General features: G+C 72.0%; 16 protein-coding genes. 11 read left to right on the forward strand and 5 right to left on the reverse strand.

Annotated elements, in window-relative coordinates:
* Positions 1-486 precede the first annotated feature (486 nt).
* Positions 487-2,577 (reverse strand): DNA/RNA helicase domain-containing protein, encoded by a 2,091-nt coding sequence (locus tag ACIBG7_RS36595; protein WP_357930255.1) that lies wholly within the window; start codon positions 2,575-2,577, stop codon positions 487-489.
* A 308-nt stretch (positions 2,578-2,885) separates the two neighbouring features.
* On the opposite strand from ACIBG7_RS36595, the gene ACIBG7_RS36600 reads away from it, so the two are divergent.
* From ACIBG7_RS36600 to ACIBG7_RS36620, 5 genes are read left to right on the forward strand one after another with little or no spacing between them, the layout of a single operon-like run.
* Positions 2,886-4,046 carry an ROK family protein gene (locus tag ACIBG7_RS36600; protein ID WP_397339222.1) on the forward strand — a complete coding sequence of 387 codons (1,161 nt, stop codon included), beginning with the start codon at positions 2,886-2,888 and terminating at the stop codon, positions 4,044-4,046.
* A 21-nt stretch (positions 4,047-4,067) separates the two neighbouring features.
* Complete coding sequence (locus ACIBG7_RS36605; protein WP_397339223.1) at positions 4,068-5,417, forward strand: ABC transporter substrate-binding protein; 1,350 nt, start codon at positions 4,068-4,070, stop codon at positions 5,415-5,417.
* Positions 5,418-5,419: 2 nt separating this feature from the next.
* Positions 5,420-6,358 carry a sugar ABC transporter permease gene (locus ACIBG7_RS36610; RefSeq protein WP_357930264.1) on the forward strand — a complete coding sequence of 313 codons (939 nt, stop codon included), beginning with the start codon at positions 5,420-5,422 and terminating at the stop codon, positions 6,356-6,358.
* Positions 6,355-7,251, forward strand: coding sequence for a carbohydrate ABC transporter permease (locus ACIBG7_RS36615; protein ID WP_357930266.1), 897 nt, complete (start codon positions 6,355-6,357; stop codon positions 7,249-7,251). Before ACIBG7_RS36610 ends, ACIBG7_RS36615 begins: the two co-directional genes overlap by 4 nt.
* Positions 7,248-8,228: a BadF/BadG/BcrA/BcrD ATPase family protein gene (locus ACIBG7_RS36620; RefSeq protein WP_357930268.1), complete on the forward strand. Its 981-nt coding sequence runs from the start codon at positions 7,248-7,250 to the stop codon at positions 8,226-8,228. Before ACIBG7_RS36615 ends, ACIBG7_RS36620 begins: the two co-directional genes overlap by 4 nt.
* 3 nt (positions 8,229-8,231) lie before the next feature.
* Here ACIBG7_RS36620 and ACIBG7_RS36625 read toward each other — a convergent pair whose 3' ends face one another.
* Positions 8,232-8,693 carry an AsnC family transcriptional regulator gene (locus ACIBG7_RS36625; RefSeq protein ID WP_357930271.1) on the reverse strand — a complete coding sequence of 154 codons (462 nt, stop codon included), beginning with the start codon at positions 8,691-8,693 and terminating at the stop codon, positions 8,232-8,234.
* A 34-nt stretch (positions 8,694-8,727) separates the two neighbouring features.
* Positions 8,728-9,273 (reverse strand): ATP/GTP-binding protein, encoded by a 546-nt coding sequence (locus tag ACIBG7_RS36630; RefSeq protein ID WP_357930273.1) that lies wholly within the window; start codon positions 9,271-9,273, stop codon positions 8,728-8,730.
* A gap of 291 nt (positions 9,274-9,564) precedes the next feature.
* Here ACIBG7_RS36630 and ACIBG7_RS36635 point away from each other — a divergent pair, with 291 nt between their 5' ends.
* From ACIBG7_RS36635 to ACIBG7_RS36660, 6 genes are read left to right on the forward strand one after another with little or no spacing between them, the layout of a single operon-like run.
* Entirely contained in the window at positions 9,565-11,205 is a 1,641-nt protein-coding gene (locus ACIBG7_RS36635; protein WP_397339224.1) for an extracellular solute-binding protein, read from the forward strand.
* A gap of 3 nt (positions 11,206-11,208) precedes the next feature.
* On the forward strand, positions 11,209-12,402 hold the full coding sequence (locus ACIBG7_RS36640) for a putative glycoside hydrolase (protein WP_397339225.1): 1,194 nt from the start codon (positions 11,209-11,211) through the stop codon (positions 12,400-12,402).
* 12 nt (positions 12,403-12,414) lie between these two features.
* On the forward strand, positions 12,415-14,184 hold the full coding sequence (locus tag ACIBG7_RS36645; protein WP_397339226.1) for a hypothetical protein: 1,770 nt from the start codon (positions 12,415-12,417) through the stop codon (positions 14,182-14,184).
* Positions 14,177-15,079 (forward strand): ABC transporter permease subunit, encoded by a 903-nt coding sequence (locus ACIBG7_RS36650; protein WP_357930284.1) that lies wholly within the window; start codon positions 14,177-14,179, stop codon positions 15,077-15,079. Before ACIBG7_RS36645 ends, ACIBG7_RS36650 begins: the two co-directional genes overlap by 8 nt.
* Positions 15,076-15,951, forward strand: coding sequence for a carbohydrate ABC transporter permease (locus tag ACIBG7_RS36655; RefSeq protein WP_357930286.1), 876 nt, complete (start codon positions 15,076-15,078; stop codon positions 15,949-15,951). The genes ACIBG7_RS36650 and ACIBG7_RS36655 overlap by 4 nt, the downstream gene beginning before the upstream one ends.
* Complete coding sequence (locus ACIBG7_RS36660) at positions 15,948-16,535, forward strand: SGNH/GDSL hydrolase family protein (protein ID WP_397339227.1); 588 nt, start codon at positions 15,948-15,950, stop codon at positions 16,533-16,535. The genes ACIBG7_RS36655 and ACIBG7_RS36660 overlap by 4 nt, the downstream gene beginning before the upstream one ends.
* Here the strand turns inward: ACIBG7_RS36660 and ACIBG7_RS36665 are convergent.
* Together ACIBG7_RS36665 and ACIBG7_RS36670 are read right to left on the reverse strand one after the other, a co-directional pair.
* Positions 16,525-18,354: a dienelactone hydrolase family protein gene (locus ACIBG7_RS36665; RefSeq protein ID WP_357930289.1), complete on the reverse strand. Its 1,830-nt coding sequence runs from the start codon at positions 18,352-18,354 to the stop codon at positions 16,525-16,527. The genes ACIBG7_RS36660 and ACIBG7_RS36665 overlap by 11 nt on opposite strands.
* The gene (locus tag ACIBG7_RS36670) at positions 18,351-19,346 is read right to left on the reverse strand and encodes a LacI family DNA-binding transcriptional regulator (RefSeq protein WP_397339228.1); all 996 of its coding nucleotides are present in this window, start codon (positions 19,344-19,346) and stop codon (positions 18,351-18,353) included. The genes ACIBG7_RS36665 and ACIBG7_RS36670 overlap by 4 nt, the downstream gene beginning before the upstream one ends.
* Positions 19,347-19,370 lie beyond the last annotated feature (24 nt).

Consider the following 19,370-nt stretch of genomic DNA (forward strand, 5'->3'; position numbering starts at 1 on the left):
AGGTCCTGCCCCACGCCGGTGCTTCTCCTCCCGACCGGACGTGCTGGCACAACCGCACCCGCCCTCGCGCGGCCGGCCGGACCGGGCGGGGCGGACCCACCGTCGTGGGACCGCCCGGCGCTCTCGCGGTGAGTCCGGGAGCACGGGAACGGGAAGAGGGCCCGGCAACCCTTCGGACCGGATCCGTCCCGTCGGCGGCGAGCGCGGAGTTCCGTTGTCTACTGGGCTGCCGGGCCCGTCCCGGGTCCAACCCCCCGTCCGGTTGGGGTGCCCCGACTCGACGGACCGACGGCCCTGCACCTGGCTGTGTGGACGAAACCATCGGCTTCGTCACGGACGCAGGATCTGTCGATGTCAGAGACGGCCAACCGGCCAAGTCCCGTGCTGGACTGGGCAGCAAACTACCGACTCTGGCGATGATGTCAACCGTGTCCCGATCAGCGGCAACATCAAGTTTTCGCAGCTAGGACATGCTTGGCGCACTGCTCAATGACCCGTTGTCGGGACATTTCCCAGGCGGGACAGGCTGGACGGAAGGGGCAAGTCGTGCACGACGCCGAGCCGTTGCGTGGCCCGGGTCAAAGCTACGTAAAGATCGCTCAAGCCGCGCGGTGACTCCGCCACGATGCCCGCCGGCTCCACGACGATCACCGAGTCGAACTCCAGTCCCTTGGTGTCGCCGACGCCCATGACCGCCACCGGGGCGTCAAGCGCCTCCGCGCCGGCCCGCTCGCCGGGCCGTACCACGACCGCGTCGCCGAGGCTGAGCGTCGCCAGCATCGACTCCGGGGCGATCACCACCGTCTTGCCCCCGGCCTCGGCCGAGGCCTTGACCAGGGCGGGCAGTTCGGCCAGCGGCGCGGACCACGGCTGGAAGCCGCTCTCGCGCACCGACAGCGGCGGGCGCAGCTCCGGCCCGATGGCGGCCAGCACGTCGGCGGCGACCGCCATGAGCTCGACGGGCGTGCGGTAGTTGACCGTCAGCTCCTCCTGCCGCCAGCGACCGGCGACGTAGGGGTCGAGCACCTCGCCCCAGGAGCGGGCGCCGGCCGCCGAGCCGGTCTGGGCGATGTCGCCGACGATGGTCATCGACCGGGTCGGCACCCGCCGCATCACCGCGCGCCAGGCCATCGGCGACAGCTCCTGCGCCTCGTCCACGATGACGTGGCCGAAGGCCCAGGTGCGGTCGGCGGCGGCCCGCTCGGCGGTGGTGAGGTAAGGGCCCTCGCCGCGCTGGCGCTCGGCCAGGCGCTCGGCCTCCATGACGTCCGACAGGCCGGTCAGCTCCAGCACCTCGCGCGCGTAGGCGAGTTCGGACTCGCGCTCGCGCTCCTCGGCCAGCCGGGCGGCCAGCAGTTCCTCCTCGGCGTGCGCGGCCGAGGCGCGCAGGACCTGCTCGTCGATCTCGCCGAGCAGCTCGGCCGCCTCGTCGAGCAGGGGGACGTCGGCCTCGGTCCAGTCGCCGCCGGTGCGGGCCAGCAGCTCGGCCTCCTGCGGGGTCAGCCCGGCCGCGGCCAGGCGGTCGGGCGAGCCGTACAGGGAGATGAGCAGCCGCTGCGGCGTGAGGTAGGGCCACCAGCGGTTGAGCGCGCTGCGGACGACCGGTTCTGTGCGCAGGTCCTCGCGCAGGTCGGCGAGCTCGTCGTCGTCGAGCAGCCCCTTGCCGAGCTTCTTGCCCGCCTGGCGGGCCAGCGCGTTGAGCAGGGAGCGGACGAAGACCGCGCGGGCGGCGTTGTGCGGGCGGCGCGACTTGATCGCCTTGCTGCGGGCGGCGTCGAGCATGCGGCCGTCGATGGTCAGCGTGTAGCGGCCCAGCGGCAGCTCGACCGTGCTGCGCGGCACCCGCTGCCGCTCGCGTACGGCCCGCGTGAGCACCTCGGTCATCCGCAGGCTGCCCTTGAGCGCGGCGGTCTCAGGCCGCTCGCGGGCCAGGCCGGTGACGCCCGGGTAGAGCTCGCCGACGGTGGACAGCAGCACGTCGGTCTCGCCCAGCGAGGGCAGCACCTGCTCGATGTAGCGCAGGAAGGTCGGGTTGGGCCCGAGGATGAGCACGCCGCGCCGCTCCAGCCGCTCGCGGTGCGAGTACAGCAGGTAGGCGGCGCGGTGCAGCGCGACGACGGTCTTGCCGGTGCCGGGGCCGCCCTGGACCACCAGGACGCCGTTGAGGTCGGAGCGGATGACGCGGTCCTGCTCGCCCTGGATGGTCGCGACGATGTCGCGCATGCGGCCGGTGCGCTGCTCGCCGAGCGCGGCCAGCAGCGCGGCCTCGCCGTTCAGCGTGGCGCGGTCGGCGTCGGCCAGGTTGTCGAGGTCGAGCAGGTCGTCGTCGACGCCGGTGACGGTACGGCCGCGGGTCTGGATGTGCCGCCGTACGGTGACGCCCATCGGCGCGGCGGGCGTGGCGCGGTAGAACGGCTGCGCCACGGGGGCCCGCCAGTCGATGAGCAGCCGTTCCTGCTCGTCGTCGGTCAGGCCGATCTTGCCGATGTAGAAGCGGTCGCCGTCGGCCTGGTCGAGCCGGCCGAAGGCCAGGCCGCGCTCGACCGCCCACAGGCGGGCCAGCCGGGCGGCGTACATGCCGGCGAAGCTGTCACGCTCGGAGCGGTTCTGTTGCGTGCCGACCGCGCCCGTGGCCAGGACGTCCTTGAGTTGCCGCTGGGTTCGCTCGCGCAGTACGTCGAGGCGCTCATACAGGCGCGTGACGTAGTTTTGCTCCCTGGCGAGCTCGGAATGAGTCGAAATAGGGCACTCCCGCTGTGAAGACGACTATCAAGTATGCCGCAGCGAGGGTCACGGCTTGGTTGCGCCGCTTGACCCGGACGGTCCGAGTTCCCTATGGTCAGAGCTAGTTAGGAAAGTTTCCTAACCCACAACGAGGAGCCGATGTGAAGCCTGGGACCCCGAGCCTGCTGCGCGCGATCAACGACCGCGCAGCCTTGGAGGCGCTCTTGGAGCGCGGTCCCCTGACACGCCCGGAAATCGGTACTTTGACCGGTTTGTCGAAGCCCACAGCCTCCCAGCTGCTCTCCCGCCTCCAGGAGGCGGGGCTGGTGGTGCTCGACGGCATCCGGGAAGGCCTGCCGGGCCGGACCGCCGAGGTCTACCGCATCAACCCGGAGGCCGCCTACGCCGCCGCGCTCGACGTCACCCCCGACCGGATCGAGGTGCGCGTGGCCGACCTGACCGGCACGGTCGTCGGCGAGCACACGCTGGAGACGCCGCGCCGGCCCACCGGGGGCCTGGTCGAGCGGCTCAAGAGCGCGCTGGCCGGGGCCAACCCGCCCCCGGGGCTGCGCCACGTCGTCATCGGCGTGCAGGCGGCGGTCGATCCCAGCACCGGCAAGCTGGGCTACGCCACCGCCAAGGACATGCCCGGCTGGCAGATCCCCGACCTGGTGCCCACCCTCAGCAAGGGCCTGGGCGTCCCGGTCGACGTGGAGAACAACGTCAACCTGGTCGCGCTCGCCGAACAGGCGCACGGCGCGGCCCGCGGCCACGGCGACTTCGTGCTGCTCTGGGCCGACGAGGGCCTTGGCTCTGCGGTCGTGCTCGGCGGCCGGCTGCACCGCGGCGCGACCGGCGGCGCGGGCGAGGTCGGCTACATGCCCACTCCGGGCGCGCCCACCGCCCGGGAGACCGGGCGCACCGGCGACCACGGCTACCAGGCGCTCACCGGTGGCCGGGCGATCCACAAACTGCTCAGGTCGTACGGCGTGCGCGGCGCCGACTTCCGCCAGGCGATCACCAACGCGGTCCGGCTCAGCCCCCGCTCGGACGACGCCAGGGCGGGACTGCGCGACGTGGCCGCTCGGCTGGCGGTCGGCCTGGCCGCCATCACATCCGTCCTGGACCCGGCGCTGATCGTGCTGACCGGCGGAGTGCTGAGCGCGGGCGGCGAGACGCTGCGCGAGCTCATCGAACACGAACTGCACGCCCAGACCATCCCGCGGCCGCAGGTGCGGCTGTCGAGCGTCGAAGGCAACCCCGTCCTGGCCGGAGCCCTCGGCCTCGCCCTGGACGCCACCCGTGAAGAGGTCTTTCCCTAAAACGATCAGGAGGCACCCCCCGTGCGTTTGATCCCCCTCGCGGTCGCCGGGCTTCTGGCCCTGACCGCCTGCACCGCCACCCGGGAGGCGCCGCCCACCCTCGGCGCCCAGCCCAAGCCCAGCGCGGCCGGCACCGAGCCGGCCGCCGCCGCCCTGCCTCCGGCCTCGCTGGAACTGTGGCACGGCTTCTCCACCGACGCCGAGGTCAAGGCCTTCGAGGACGCGATCGCCGGCTTCAACAAGAAGTTCCCGCAGATCAAGGTCGTCGCCAAGAAGGGCATCCAGGACGACCAGATCACCTCGGCCATCCGCAGCGGCAAGGCGCCCGACGTGGCCGCCTCCTTCACCACCGACAACGTCGCCCAGTGGTGCAAGAGCGGAGCGTTCCAGGACCTCACCCCGGTCATCCAGCAGGACGGCATCGACCTGTCGGTGCTGCCGGCCGCCTCGCGCTCCTACACCGAGTTCGAGGGCAAGCGCTGCACCATGCCGCTGCTGGCCGACGCCTACGGCCTGTACTACAACAAGGCCCTGATGAAGGGCAGCGAGCCGCCCAAGACGCTGAGCGAGCTGACCGAGCTGACCAAGAAGCTCACCGTGCGCGACGCCGACGGCACCATCAAGGTCGCCGGCTTCATCCCGAGCTTCCAGTACTACGAGAACTCCCCCTCCCACCTCGGCCCGATGACCGGCGCGAAGTGGTACAACGAGGACGGCACCTCGGCCATCGGCTCCGACCCCGCCTGGAAGCAGCTCCTCACCTGGCAGAAGGAACTGGTCGACTGGTACGGCTACGCCAACCTGGAGAAGTTCCGTAAGAGCCTGGGCGACGAGTGGGGCGCCGAGCACCCCTTCTTCAAGGGCAAGGTCGCCATGATCGTCGACGGTGAGTGGCGCAACGCCATGATCGCCAACGACCCCAAGGCCAAGACCCTCGACTACGGCACCGCCCCGCTGCCGGTCGCCGACGACAAGCCCGACCTGTACGGCAGCGGCTTCACCGCCGGCACCGTCATCGGCGTGCCGAAGGGCGCCAAGAACCCGCAGCACGCCTGGGAACTGGTCAAGTACCTCACCACCGACACCGACTCGCTGGTGACCCTGTCCAACGCGCTGCGCAACGTGCCCACCACGAAGGCCGCGGCCGAGTCGCCGAAGCTGGCCAACGACGCCAACTTCAAGACCTTCCTCGACATCTTCGCCCACCCGAAGACCTCGACGCTGCCCGCCAACGTCAACAGCGTCTTCAACCAGGACGCCTTCAGCACCTTCCTCACCTCGTGGGAGAAGGGCTCCGTCAAGGACCTGGACGCCGGGCTCAAGGACGTCGACAAGCGGATCAACGACAAGCTGAAGCTGTCCGGAGGCTGATCGTGGCTTCCTCCCTCGCCGCGCCGCCCGTCCGGCGGCGCGGCCAGGGCCTGCGTGCCCTGGTCTGGCTCTCGCCCCTGCTGGCCGGTCTGGCGATCTTCCTCGTCTACCCGCTGCTCGCGACGGTCTTCTACTCCTTCCACCGCTACGACCTCTACACCCTGGAGTTCGTCGGGCTCGCCAACTACGAGTACCTGCTCTCCGACGAGCGGGTCTGGCAGTCGGCCCGCAACACGCTCTGGCTGGTCGTCTTCATGGTGCCCGCCCAGCTCGCCTTCGCCCTGGCGCTGGCGCAGCTCGTCACCCGGATCAAGGCCGGGGCGGGCGTCTTCCGCACCATCTTCTACCTGCCCTCGCTGGTGCCCATGGTGGCCGGCACGGTCGCCTTCGTCTTCCTGCTCAACCCGGCCACCGGTCCGGTCAACAACCTGCTGTCGCTGCTCGGCGTCGCCGGTCCCGACTGGTTCGGCGACCCGGCCTGGTCCAAGCCGAGCCTCACGCTGCTCGGCATGTGGGGCGCGGGCAACACGATGGTGATCTTCCTGGCCGCCCTGCTCGACGTGCCCAAGCACCTGTACGAGGCGGCCTCCATCGACGGCGCCGGGGCCTGGCGGCAGTTCAGGAGCATCACGCTGCCGACCATCTCGCCGGTGCTGATGTTCACGGCCATCACCGGGGTCATCTACGCGCTCCAGTACTTCACCCAGGCGATGATCGCCTCCCGGGTGGCCTCCGGCGCGACCGACTCGGCCGGGTCCACCTTCACCCCCGGCTACCCCGAGGGCTCCCTGCTCACCCTGCCGCAGCATCTGTTCCACTCCGGCTTTCGCGACTACGAGCTCGGTTACGCCTGCGTGCTGGCGCTGGCGCTCTTCCTGACCGCGATGGTCTTCACCCTGTTCCTGCTGCGCCGCTTCCGCTTCGCCGAGGAGGCCTCATGAGCGTCGCCGCTCCGCCCCGCCCCGTCGCACCGCGCGCGGCCGCCCGGGCCGCCCGCGGTACGGCCCGCCGGCGCCGTGCCCTGCACTGGATCGCCGTCCACGCCATAGCCGTGGCCCTGGCGATCATGTTCCTCGCGCCCGTCGTCTTCGTCGGGCTGACCGCCCTGATGACCGACGAGCAGGCGCTGACCAGCCAGTTGTGGCCCCAGGACTGGCACTGGGGCAACTTCGTCACCGTCTTCGCCGACTCCCAGCTCATGACCTGGATGGTCAACAGCTTCCTGTACGCCGGTCTGGCGACCGTCTTCATGCTGCTGTCGTCCATCCCGGCCGCCTACGCCCTGGCCCGCTTCCGCTTCCGCGGCCGGCGGTTCATGCTGCTGCTGGTCATCGCCTGGATGATGCTGCCGCCGCAGGTGGTCGCGATCCCGGTCTTCACCATCTGGGTCAACCTCGGCCTCACCGGCTCGCTGTGGCCGCTGATCCTGCCCATGCTGCTCGGCGACTGCTTCTCCATCTTCCTGCTGCGCCAGTTCCTGGTCAGCATCCCGCGCGACTACTTCGACGCCGCGCAGGTGGACGGCTGCTCCGACTTCCGCACCCTGGTCAAGGTCGTGCTGCCGATGGCCCGTCCGGCGATCGCCGCGGTGGCGATGTTCTCCTTCTTCTACTGCTGGAACGACTACTACGGCCCGTTGCTCTACACCGACCCCGGTGACCAGAGCGGCTGGACGCTCTCCCTGGGGCTGGCGACCTTCAAGGCCTTCCACAGCGTGCAGTGGAACCTCACCATGGCCGCCACCCTCCTGGTCACCGCACCGGTGATCATCGTCTTCTTCCTGGCCCAGCGGGTCTTCATCGAGGGAGTCACGCTGACGGGAGTCAAGGGGTGAACACCGCAGGGCGGCTGCTGGCCGTCGACGGGGGCAACAGCAAGACCGACGTGGCGCTGGTGGCGATGGACGGCAGTGTCCTGGCCACCGTGCGGGGCGGCGGGTTCGATCCGGGCCAGACCGGCTTGGCGCCGGCCGTGGACCGGCTGGAGGAGGCGGTACGGCGGGCGGCCGGTCCCGGTGCGGCGCCGCCGTACGCCGGGCATGTGGCCGCCTACCTGGCCAACGCCGACTTCCCCGAGGAGGAGGCGGCGATCGCCGCGGAGCTGGCCGGGCGCGGCCTGGCCGGTTCCGTGACGGTCGGCAACGACACCTTCGCCCTGCTGCGCGCGGGTGCGGCCAACCCGTGGGGGGTGGCCGTGGTGTGCGGGGCGGGCATGAACGCGGTGGGGGTCTCCCCCACCGGCCAGGTGGCGCGCTTCCCGGCCCTGGGCGCGCTGAGCGGCGACTGGGGCGGCGGCCTGGACCTGGGCACGGACGTGCTGTGGCACGCGGTCAGGGCCGAGGACGGGCGCGGCCCGGACACGGTGCTGACCGAGCTGGTCAAGGAGCGGTTCGGCGTGGCCACCGTCCTGGAGGTGGTGCTGGAGCTGCACGCCGGGCGGATCGAGTGCGCGGGACTGCAGGTGCTCGCGCCGGGGTTGTTCGAGGTGGCCCAGGCCGGGGACGCGGTGGCACGCTCCATCGTGGGCCGGCAGGCGGCCGAGGTGGTGGCGATGGCGGAGGTCTGCCTGCGCCGGCTCGACCTGCTCGACACGCCGGCCGAGGTGGTGCTGGGCGGCGGCGTGCTGGCCGCGCGGCACCCGTTGCTGGAGGCGCGGCTGGAGGAGGAGTTCGCCCGGCGCGCGCCGCAGGCCAAGCCGGTGGTGGCCGACCTGCCGCCGCTGGCGGGGGCGGCGCTGCTGGGCCTGGAGCACCTGGGTGCGGGCGAGACCGCGAAGGCCCGGCTGCGCGCCCACTTCCAGGCGAGCCGTTAGGCCCTACTCGGCCGCGGGCGCCTCGCCGATGGTCGGCGGGCGGTGCTCGAACGGGGTGCTCAGCACCACGGTGGTGCGGGTGGAGACGTTGGCCGCCGCGCGGATGCGCTGGAGCAGGTCCTCCAGCGCGTGCGGCGAGCCCACCCGCACCTTCAGGATGTAGCTCTCGTCCCCGGCCACGCTGTGGCACGCCTCGATCTCGACGAGGTGGGCCAGCCGGTCGGGGGCGTCGTCGGGAGCGGCGGGGTCGATCGGCTTGATGGACACGAACGCGGTCAGCGGCAACCCGATCGCCTCGTGGTCGACCAGCGCGGTGTAGCCGCGCAGAACGCCGCGCTTCTCCAGCCGGCGCACCCGCTGGTGCACCGCCGAGACCGACAGGCCGGTCTCCTTGGCCAGGTCGGTGAAGCTCATCCGGCCGTCGGCGGCCAGGAGCGTGACGATGCGGCGGTCGATCTCCTCCATCGGACAAAGGTAGCGGTTCCGGCCGACCGCCTCATCATGCGTGGATGCCCGCCCGCCCGGCCGCGTGCTGGAGCAGGGCGATGAGCACCTCCTTGCCCGATTCCCGGCGCCGGGCGTCGCAGGTCACCATGGGGACGTCGATGTCCAGGTCGAGCGCCTGCCGTACCGCGTGCAGAGGCAGCTCGCCGGCGCCCTCGAAGCGGTTGAGCGCGACCACGAAGGGCGTGCGGTGCTGCTCGAAGTAGTCGATGGCCGGGAAGCTGTCGGCCAGGCGGCGGACGTCGGCCAGCACCACCGCGCCGACCGCGCCGGAGGCCAGCTCGTCCCAGACGAACCAGAAGCGGGCCTGGCCGGGGGTGCCGAACAGGTACAGAAGGTACTGGTCGCGGATGGTGATGCGGCCGTAGTCCATGGCCACCGTGGTCGTGGACTTGCCTTCCACGCCGGAGAAGCCGCTGATGCGTTCCTCCGTGCGTACCGGGCGGGTTTCCGAGACCGCCCCGACCATCGTGGTCTTGCCCGCGCCGAATCCGCCCGCGATCAAGATCTTGATCGCGACTGGCGGCCGCAAGCGGTCCATCGCTCACCACCCCGTGTCAGGAGAGTGTCAAGAATGTAGCAACGCTCCTGACGCCCCTCAAGACCCATTCGCCGCAATTTGAACTTTCTTCACTTGACTCGCATGGTCAGGAAACCTGGTCAGGCGGTTGTGCGGCTCACCCATGGCATGGCCCGGTTTCCATTCGTTGCGACAACCGCTTGCCACGATTGAATGTGCGGTTTTCGTGAGCATTGTGGCCATGTATTGACAAGAAACGCAAGCGCTTGCACTCTTGTGCCCACCCCCGGTCATGAAAGGACGTGTCCCGCGATGGACCACTCCCCCGTGCCTCGACGGCAGGTGATCAAGGGTGCGCTCGGGTTCGCCGCGCTGGGCGCGCTGGCCGCCTGCGGCTCCGGATCAGGCGGCGGACCAGGCTCCGGACCAGGGGCCCAGACCTCCCGCGCCGCCGTACGGTTGCCCGACCACCTGCCCTACACCGGGCTCGAGCCCGACCTGCCCGGCACGCCGGAAGGGGCGCTCCCGGCCTTCTTCGCCTACCCGGCCGACCCGGTCCGCTTCACCACCGGCACGCCGGCCCGCGGCGGCACCATCCACGCGCTGTGCACCATGAACACCCCGCCCACCCCGCTGCCCGGCAACCGCTACTGGCAGGCGCTCAACACCGCGCTCGGCGCCGAGCTCAAGGTCACCGGCGCGCCGACGGCCGACTACGTCAACAAGTTCCAGACGCTGATGGCCGGCGGCGACCTGCCCGACACCATGGAGGTCCGGGCCAACACCCCGCAACTGCCCGGCCTGCTGGAGGCCAGGTTCCAGGAGCTGTCGGAGTTCGTGTCCGGCGACCGGATCAAGGACTATCCGGGCCTGGCCAACATCCCCACGGTGAGCTGGCAGTCCACCGTCTACAACGGCGGCATCTACGGCATCCCCATCCACCTGCCCGCGGTACGGCTGGCCGCCTCGGCCCGCGCCGACCTGATCGCCGCCAAGGGGCTCGACCTCGACGTCAAGACCGGCGCGGAGTTCCTGGAGCTGTGCCGCGCGCTGAGCGAGCCGGCCGCCAACAAGTGGGCCATCGACGAGCCGCTGTCCACCCTGGAGTACGTCGGCTCGATGCTCGGGATCGCCAACAACTGGCGGGTCGAGGGCGGCCGCTTCACCAAGAACTACGAGGACCCGCGGTTCGCGAAGGCCCTCGAACTCGTCGCCAGGATGTGGGCCGAGCAGGCCTTCCACCCCGACGCCTTCACCGCCACCGGCGCGCAGAAGGTCGCCTGGATGTCCTCGGGCGCCACCAAGATCCACGTCGGCGCCTCGACCTGGTCGAACATCGCCGTCGCGGCCCGCGCGGCCGATCCGAAGGCCGAGATCAAGGCCATCGCCGCGCCGAAGTTCGACGGCGGCGGCCAGGCGGCCACCTACCTCGGTCCCGCCGTCTTCTCCATCACCGGACTGAAGAAGGCTCCCAAGGAACGCGTCCAGGAGGTGCTGCGGGTGCTCGACTGGCTGGTCTCCCCCTTCGGCACCGCCGAGCACCGCCAGCGCGTCTACGGCGTCAAGGACTGGGACTTCACCCTCAAGGGCAGCGACCCCCTCCACACCGACGTCGGCAAGTCCGAGACCACCGTGCCGACGCTCTACATCGCCGCCTCGCCGGTGGTGCACTACACGCCGGGCTTCCCCGACATCACCAGGAACGAGTACGAGGCCGAGAAGACCGCTCTCGCCACCCGGGAGGCCTGGCCGACCGGCGGCCTGTACTCCCCCACCGACCAGGCCCAGGGCGCCGCGCTCGACAAGCGCATGAAGGACCTGCAGGCCGACATCATCCAGGGCCGCAAGCCCGTCTCCGCCTGGGCCGAGGGCGTGGCCGCGTGGAGGTCCGGCGGCGGGGACAGGATCCGCGCCGAGTACGCCGACTCGTTGCAGAAGACCGGGAGGAACTGACCCATGATGCGCCGCCTGCTCACCCTCACCGCCTTAGCGGCCGTTCTCGTCGCCGGCACCGCCACCAGCGCGGGCGCCGGGCGCCGGGCCGACCTGCTCCAGCCGCGCACCCAGGCCCACGGCATCTCCCGCGGCCAGGTCTTCGACAACCGCATGCCCGACCGCTCGGTCTACCAGGGCCGCGTGCCGTTCGTGTGGGGCGCCTACCCGCTGGACGCGCAGCCGCCGGACGTGGTGCCCAGCCGCTACCTGCCGGCCATCCGCGACAACGGCCCGGCCCGGACGCTGTCGTGGTACCAGGCCAACCACCCGGACTGGATCATGTACCAGGCCGACCGGACCAGCCCGGTGATCCAGGGCGGCAGCTCGCCCATCGTCACCCTCGACGTGGCCAACCCCGCGGTGCGCGAGTTCTACTTCACCACCCTGGTGCTGCCGAACATCCAGGCCGGCTACCGCTGGATCGCCCTCGACAACGTCGTGCCGTGGAACTGGACCGCCGCGGCCGGCCACTACGACGCCTCCGGCGCCTGGGTGCAGCAGTACAGCGGCCTGGACGACCCCGCCTACGCCCAGGTCTTCCTCGACTGGCTGTGCTGGCTGCGCAACAAGCTGCACAAGTACGACGTGGGCCTGGCCGGCAACATCAGCCCGCTCGGCGCCAACGCCTTCCAGCGCGACAAGTCCGCCAAGGCCGTGCGCATCGTCGACCTGTGGCTGCACGAGGGCGGCTTCACCCGGGCCCGCGACAGCAACATCCTCGACGGCGAGTGGGCGCAGACCTTCGCCCTCTACCGCTCGGTCGTGCCCGCCAAGCCGGTCGTCAGCGTCGGCATGACCACCGGGGCGCTGGCCACCGCGAGCCAGAGCCAGATCGACTGGATCATCGCCAACTACCTGCTGGTCCGCGAGCCGGCCACGATGCTCGCGCTGGTCGGCCGGTTCGACTACGGCTACTTCGTCGACCGGCCCGAGCTGGACCTCGACCTCGGCGCCCCCACGGCCGCCCCGGCGCAGCACGCCGGCGGCCTGTGGTACCGCGACTACCAGCGCGGGCGCACCGTGGTGAACCCCTCCTCCACCGCCACCTCGACACTGCCGCTGCCCGCCGGCACCTGGACCGACAGCCACGGCGCCGCGCACACCGGCCAGGTCACCCTGGCGCCCAACTCCGGCCTGATCCTCACCCGTTCCTAGGAGGTCGCCCCGATGCGCCTGTCCGCACCCGGCGAGCTGAGCGGCGGCCTGGCCGAGCTCGCCGCCGAGTACCCCCGGCGGTTCGGCCACGGCCCCGAGGTCCGCCTCGAACCCGACCCCGCCGTCGCGGGCTTCTCGACCACCGCCGAGGAGTACGGCTGGCGCATCGGCTACGCCCGCCCGCGCGACGCCTACCGGGCGCTCGGCGCGCTCCTCGGCGAGGCCGCCGAGCGCGCCGAGTCCAGCCCGTTCACCAGCCTGGCGGTGATGCTCGACACCTCGCGCAACGCCGTCATGCGCCCCGAGGCCGTGGCCTCCTACCTGCGCAAGTGCGCGCTCATGGGCATCGACACGCTCTGGCTCTACATGGAGGACACCTACCAGGTGGCCGGGGAGCCCGTGCTCGGCTACGCCCGCGGCCCCTACACCCCCGAGGAACTGCGGGCCATCGACGACACCGCGCACCGGCTCGGCATCGAGGTGATCCCGTGCGTGCAGACGCTCGGCCACTTCGAGCAGATCCTGCAGTGGCCGGCCTACTGGCCGCTGCGCGACACCGAACGGGTGCTCATGGCCGAGGCGGCCGAGGGCTACGCGCTGATCGGCCGCATGCTGGCCACGGTCGCCTCCTGCTTCCGCAGCCGGCGGGTGCACGTCGGCCTCGACGAGGCGCACGGCGTCGGCACCGGCGGCTACCGCAGGCGCTTCGGCGACCGGCCGCCCTTCGAAATCCTCTCGGCGCACCTGAAGAACGTGCTCGGCCTGTGCCGCGAGCACGGCCTGGCGCCGATGATCTGGAGCGACATGTACTTCCGGCTCGGCTCGGCCACCGGCGACTACTACGACCCGGCCACCGAGATCCCCTCCTGGGTGGCCGGGCAGATCCCGGCCGAGGCCGAGCTGGTCTACTGGGACTACGAGCACGGCGACGCCGCCTTCTACGCCGGCTGGATCGGCCGCCACCGCCGCGACCTGGGCAAGACGCCCGTCTTCACGGCGAGCGGCTGGACCCACCACCGGCTGTGGGCCGCCCTGCCCCGCGCCCTGGCGACGCTGACCGCCGGGATGACCGCCGCACGCGCCGAGGGGCTCACCGAGGCGGCGATCACCATGTGGGGCAACGACGGGACCGAGTGCGACCTGTTCTCCGCGCTCCCGGCCGTCCAGGCCTTCGCCGCGCTCGCCTACGGCGCCGAGCCGGAACGCGACCCGCTGCGGCCCTCCGCGCGGCTGGCCGCCGACTTCCGCGGCTCCTGCGACGCCACCTTGGAGGCGTGGCTGGCCGCCGCCGAGCTCGACTACCTGCCGGGGGCGGGCGATCCGGCGCGCTGGCGGGGCAACCCGGCCAAGTGGCTGCTCTGGCACGACCCGGTGCTCAGCTTCCTCACCGCCGGCCTGCCCGGCTGGCTGGCCGGGCACTACGCGGAACTGGCCGCCCGGCTGGAGGGGCCGCTGCCCGGCGACGTACGGCTGGCCTTCCCGCGGGCGCTGGCCGAGACCTTGGCCGCCAAGGTCGTGCTGCACCGGGAGCGCCGGGCCGTACCGGGCCTGGCGGAGCAGGTGCGGGAGCTCCGCGAGCGGCACCGCGAGGTGTGGTGCGGCGACAACAAGCCGTTCGGCTGGGACGTCATCGACCGGCGCTACGGCGGGCTGCTGGCGCGGCTGGAACACCTGGAGCGGTTCGGGGCGGTGGAGTTCGAGGCACTCGACCCGTACCCGGACGGGGCGCTGGCCCAGTGCCTGCCGTACGCGCGCACCGCCTCGGCGAGCTTCCATGCGTGAGCGGCTGCGGCGGGACGGCTTCCTGCTCCTGCTGGCCGTCCCCGGCATGGCGGTGATCGTCGTCTTCCAGTACCTGCCGCTGCTGGGCAACGTGATCGCCTTCAAGGACTACCAGCCCTACCTCGGCATCGCCGGCTCCCCCTGGGTCGGCTGGGACAACTTCGGGGTCATCCTCACCCTCGACCCGCTGTTCCTGACCGCGCTGAGCAACACGCTGATCATCGCCTTCCTGCAGGTGGTCTTCGTCTTCCCGGTGCCGATCGCGCTGGCGCTGCTGCTCAACTCGCTGCTGTCGGAACGGCTCAAGCGCCTCGTGCAGTCGGTGCTCTACCTGCCGCACTTCATGTCCTGGGTGATCGTCGTCGCGCTGTTCCAGCACATGCTGGGCAACGGCGGCCTGCTCAACGCGTGGCTGCGCAGCAAGGGCATGGAAGGCTTCTCGATCATCGGCGACCCCGAGCTGTTCAAGGTGCTGATCACCAGCCAGGTCGTCTGGAAGGACACCGGCTGGGGCACCATCCTGTTCCTGGCCGCGCTCTCCCGGGTGGACGTCGAGCTCTACGAGGCGGCGGCGGTGGACGGGGCCTCGCGGCTGCGCCAGCTCTGGCACATCACGCTGCCCTCCATCCGCGGCGTGATCGTGCTGCTGCTCATCCTCAAGCTCGGCGACGCGCTCACCGTCGGCTTCGAGCAGATCCTGCTCCAGCAGCGCGCGGTCGGCGTGGACGCCTCGGAGGTGCTGGACACCTACGTCTACAACAACGGCGTGATCAACGGGGGCTGGGGGACGTCGGCCGCGGTCGGCCTGGTCAAGGGCGTGATCGGGGTCGCGCTGGTGCTCGGCGCCAACAAGCTGGCCCACCTGTTCGGCGAAAGGGGCGTCTACTCCCGATGAACACCTTCACCCCTTCCCCGCCCGTGCGGGCCGCCAAGGGCGTGCTCCTGCTGCTGTGCTGCGCGGTGGTGGTACTGCCGTTCGCCGCGGTGGTCGCCACCAGCCTGGCCGGGCAGGCGCAGATCAACGCCGCGGGCGGCTACGTGCTGTGGCCCTCGCCGGTCACCTTCGACGCCTACCGGGCGATCTTCGCCGGCGGGGTGGTCTCGCGGGCGCTGGTGATCTCGCTCCTCGTCACCGTCGTCGGCACCGTGCTCAGCCTGGGCTGCAGCACGCTGCTGGCCTACGCGCTGTCGCGGCCGGGCAGCCTCGGCTCGCGGCCGCTGCTGATGCTCGTGCTGTTCACGCTGCTGTTCTCGCCCGGCATCATCCCGCTCTACCTGGTGGTCCGGCAGCTCGGGCTGCTGGAGTCGCACTGGTCGCTGATCCTGCCGGTGCTGATCAACGGGTTCAACGTGATCGTCATCCGGTCGTTCTTCCTGGACCTGCCGCGTGACCTGCTCGACTCGGCGCGCATGGACGGCGCAGGCGAGCTGCGGGTGTTGTGGCAGATCGTGCTGCCGCTGTCGAAGGCGGTGCTGGCCGTGGTCGGGCTGTTCTACGCGGTCTCCTACTGGAACAGCTTCTTCGCCGCGCAGCTCTACCTCAACGACTCGGCCGACTGGCCGCTCCAGCTCGTGCTGCGCACCTACGTGGTGGACGGCTCGACCATGGGCGTGGACAACGCGGCGCTGACCGGCGAGCTGCCGCCGCCGCAGCAGGCCATGCAGATGGCCGTCCTGGTCGTCTCACTGGTGCCGATCTTGCTCGTCTATCCTTTCCTGCAGCGGCACTTCGCGAAGGGCGTCCTGGTCGGTGCGGTGAAGGGATGAACGTGCTCTGGTTGTTCTGCGGCGACAGCGTGACCCAGGGGGCGCTCCACACCTTCGGCTTCCGCGACTACACCCAGCTCTTCGCCGAGCGCGTCCGCTTCGAGCTGGAGCGGCCCGGCGACGTGGTGGTGAACACCGCGGTGAGCGGCGCGCGGTTCACCCAGCCGGACCTCGCGCGGTTCGAGCCGGACGTGGTCTCGCTGATGTTCGGCATGAACGACTGCCTGGACGGGACGCGCGGGCTCGACGGCTTCCACGCCGCCTACGCCGAGGCCGTGACGCGCATCCAGCGCGCCGGGGCGCGGGCGGTGGTGCACACGCCCAACCGGGTCCTGCCCGGCGCGCTGCCGGAGCGGATCGAGCACCTCGGGGCCTACGCGGAGGTGGCGCGCAAGGTCGCCGCCGACACCGGCGCACTGCTGGTCGACCACCACGCCGAGTGGGGCGGCCGGCCGATCGCGCACTGGATGGCCGACGACTGCCACCCCAACGAGTACGGTCACCGGGCCCTGGCCCGCAGCCTCCTTCGGGCCCTCGACCTGTGGGACCCCGCCAGCGGGACCGGGCGGTTGTTCATCCCCTGAGCTCGCCGGGCGCCAGGCGCGCGGCCAGGCCCGGGATCACCGCCTGCCAGCCGTACGCGGGCTCGCCGACTCCGGCCGCGACGGCGGCGCGCGGGTCGAGCGGCGCGGCGCCCTCCACCGCGCGCACCCGCGGCTCCAGGCGGGCGGCCAGCGTGACCAGCAGCGCCTCCTCCGGCCCCGCGCCGTACAGCACCAGGCCGGTACGGCAGGCGGCCAGCCGCTCGTCCCGCCAGGCGAACCCGACCGCCCGCAGGACGTCGAACACCCGCCCGGCGGCCAGGCTGTCGCCCAGCCACAGCAGGTCGGTGGCCAGCTTGAAGGTGGTGTCGAAGTACCCCGGCGCTCGCGCGTTGACCGGCGCGGGAGCCAGCGCCCCGGTGCCGCGCACGTCGATGGCGAGCACCAGCCGGCCGGGGCCGGGCTCGGGCGGCTCGCCGAGCGCGATGACCAGCTCGCGGGCGCCCTCCGGGTCGCCGTGCAGCACGCCGCAGTTCCACAGGTCGGCCTCGGAGCGCCAGAAGACGTGCCGGTCGAACCAGCGGGGGAAGAACTCCTCCGGCGGCGTGCGGTGCGCGTGCACCCGCTCGGCCAGCCACCCGGTCCAGTCCCGGCCCGCGTCGGGCAGGTGGGCGAGGTTCAGGTCGCGGGGGTGGCGGGTGTCCGGGCGGTCGGCGAAGATCCCCTTGGCGGTGCAGCGCAGGAGGTGCTCGGGCAGCGGTTCCGGCTCGCGCTCGTCGGTGACCCGGCCGCCGAGGTGCTCGGCGAGGAAGGCGGTCGCGGCGCGCGCCAGCTCGGGGAAGAAGCCGTGCCCGACCTCGGAGCGCACGAGCCGCAGCCGGTCGGCCGCGCCGAGCAGGCCGAAGGCGCGGCGCGCGCGGCGGACGCTGCGGACGGTGCCCTCGATCGGGAAGAAGTCGTAGTCGGCGGCGAGCACGAGCGTGGGCCTGGGCGCCATGGCCAGGAGGAAGTCCTCGTGGTCGACGCCGCCCAGGGTCGCGCCGGGCAGCACCTGTTCGGCGTCCTGGGCCTGGCCCGACCACAGGTAGGCCTCGCGGCCGGTGACGAACGTGCCGGGCGCGGCGGCGGCCAGGCGCGGCTCCAGCGCCATCAGCAGGGTGGTGATCGTGCCGCCGCCGCTGTTGCCGGTCATGCCGATGCGGGCCGGGTCGACGTCGGGGCGGGCCGAGAGGTAGTCGATGGCTCGGCGGGCGTCGTGCACGAAGTAGCGGGCCACCGAGTGGCCCAGCCACCAGCACTGCACGCCCGCGTCGGTGTGCTCGGAGACGCCCCCGTCGGTGCGGGCGGTCGCGGCGCGTTCGCCCTGGCCGAACGGGTCCGTCGCCAGCGCGATCAGGCCGGCTCTGGCCAGGCGGGCGCAGACGGCCTGGTAGGTGGGGTGGGCCTTGGCCTCGGGACCGTGCCCGCAGGCGAACAGCACCGCGCCCGCCGGCTCGCGCACCTCGGCGGGGCGCCACAGGTTGGCCGGCACCACCACTCCGGGGGCGGTGGTCAGGAGGAGTTTCTCGACGACGATGTCGCCGAGGTCGATCACCCCGCACTCCTCGGCCTCGACCGCCACCCCGCGCTCATCAGGCAGGTCGACGGATGGCGGGGCGCCGGTGACGTCGGGGAGGCCGCCTAAAGAGGCGAGGACCTGGGCGCGGATGGCCGCCTGGCGGGCCCGCACGTCCTCCGGCGTGGCGAGGGCGTCGTTGACGGCGTGCCAGCGGCGCAGCTCGGCCAGGGTCCGCCGGTAGACGTGCGCCTGCAGGTCGTGCGAGACGTCGAAGCGCCCGCCCAGGTGCGGCCCGAAGCTCACCGCCGCTCCGGCGCCGGCCCGGTGGAGCTGCGCACCACGAGGTAGGTCTCCAGCTCGGCCAGCGGCGTGCCGCCCCCCTCGTGGGTGCCGTCGATGACGTCCAGCAGCAGGTCCACCGCGGTCGCCCCCGCCTCGGCGCCGGGCACGTGGATGGAGGTGAGCGTCGGATAGGCCACCCCCGACAGCGGGCTGTCGTCGATGCCGATCACGCTGAGGTCGCGCCCGACGCTCTGCCCGCGCTCGGCCAGCCGCGCCATCACCCCGAGCGCGATCAGGTCGTCGTAGGCGATGACCGCGGTGACCGGGCTGCCGTGCAGCAGGTCGGCCGCCTGCACCCCGGCCTGCACCTGCGGCTCGAACGGCCCGAAGACGGTCAGCTCGGTCCCGAGCTGCGCGCACGCCTCCTCGATGGCCGCGGTGCGCTGCTGGTTGGACCACGAGCGCCGCGGCCCGGCCAGGTAGCCGATGTGCCGGTGGCCGAGGGCCACGAGGTGCTCGACCGCCTGCCGGATGCCGTCCGCGTTGTCGATGATCACCGTCGGCGCCCCGGGCACCTGCCGGTTGACGAACACGACCGGTCCGAGCCGGACGATCTCGGCGATCCGCGCCTCGCTGGACCGCGGCGAGACCATGATCAGCCCGTCGACCTGCTTGGCCAGCACGCGGGCCCGGTCGAGCTCGTCTGCGGCCCGCTCGTCGGTGTCGGCCAGCACGACCGCCAGGTCCTTGCGCGCCGCCCGCGCCTGCACGGCCTTGATGATCGGCGGGAAGAACGGGTTGGCGACGTCCGGCACGATCAGCCCGATGGTGCCGGTGCGGCCCATCGACAGCGAGCGCGCCACCCGGTTCGGCGTGTAGCCCAGCTCGCGGGCGACCCGCTGCACCTTGTCGCGGGTCTGCGCGCTGACCCGGCCCGGGTCCGACAGCGCCCTGGAGACCGTGGACGGCGACAGGCCGCACGCCTCGGCCACCTCGGCCAGCGTGACGGTCATGGCCACCTCCCCTTCGAGTTCGCA

The organism is Nonomuraea sp. NPDC050328 (genome assembly GCF_044459405.1).
GTDB lineage: Bacteria > Actinomycetota > Actinomycetes > Streptosporangiales > Streptosporangiaceae > Nonomuraea.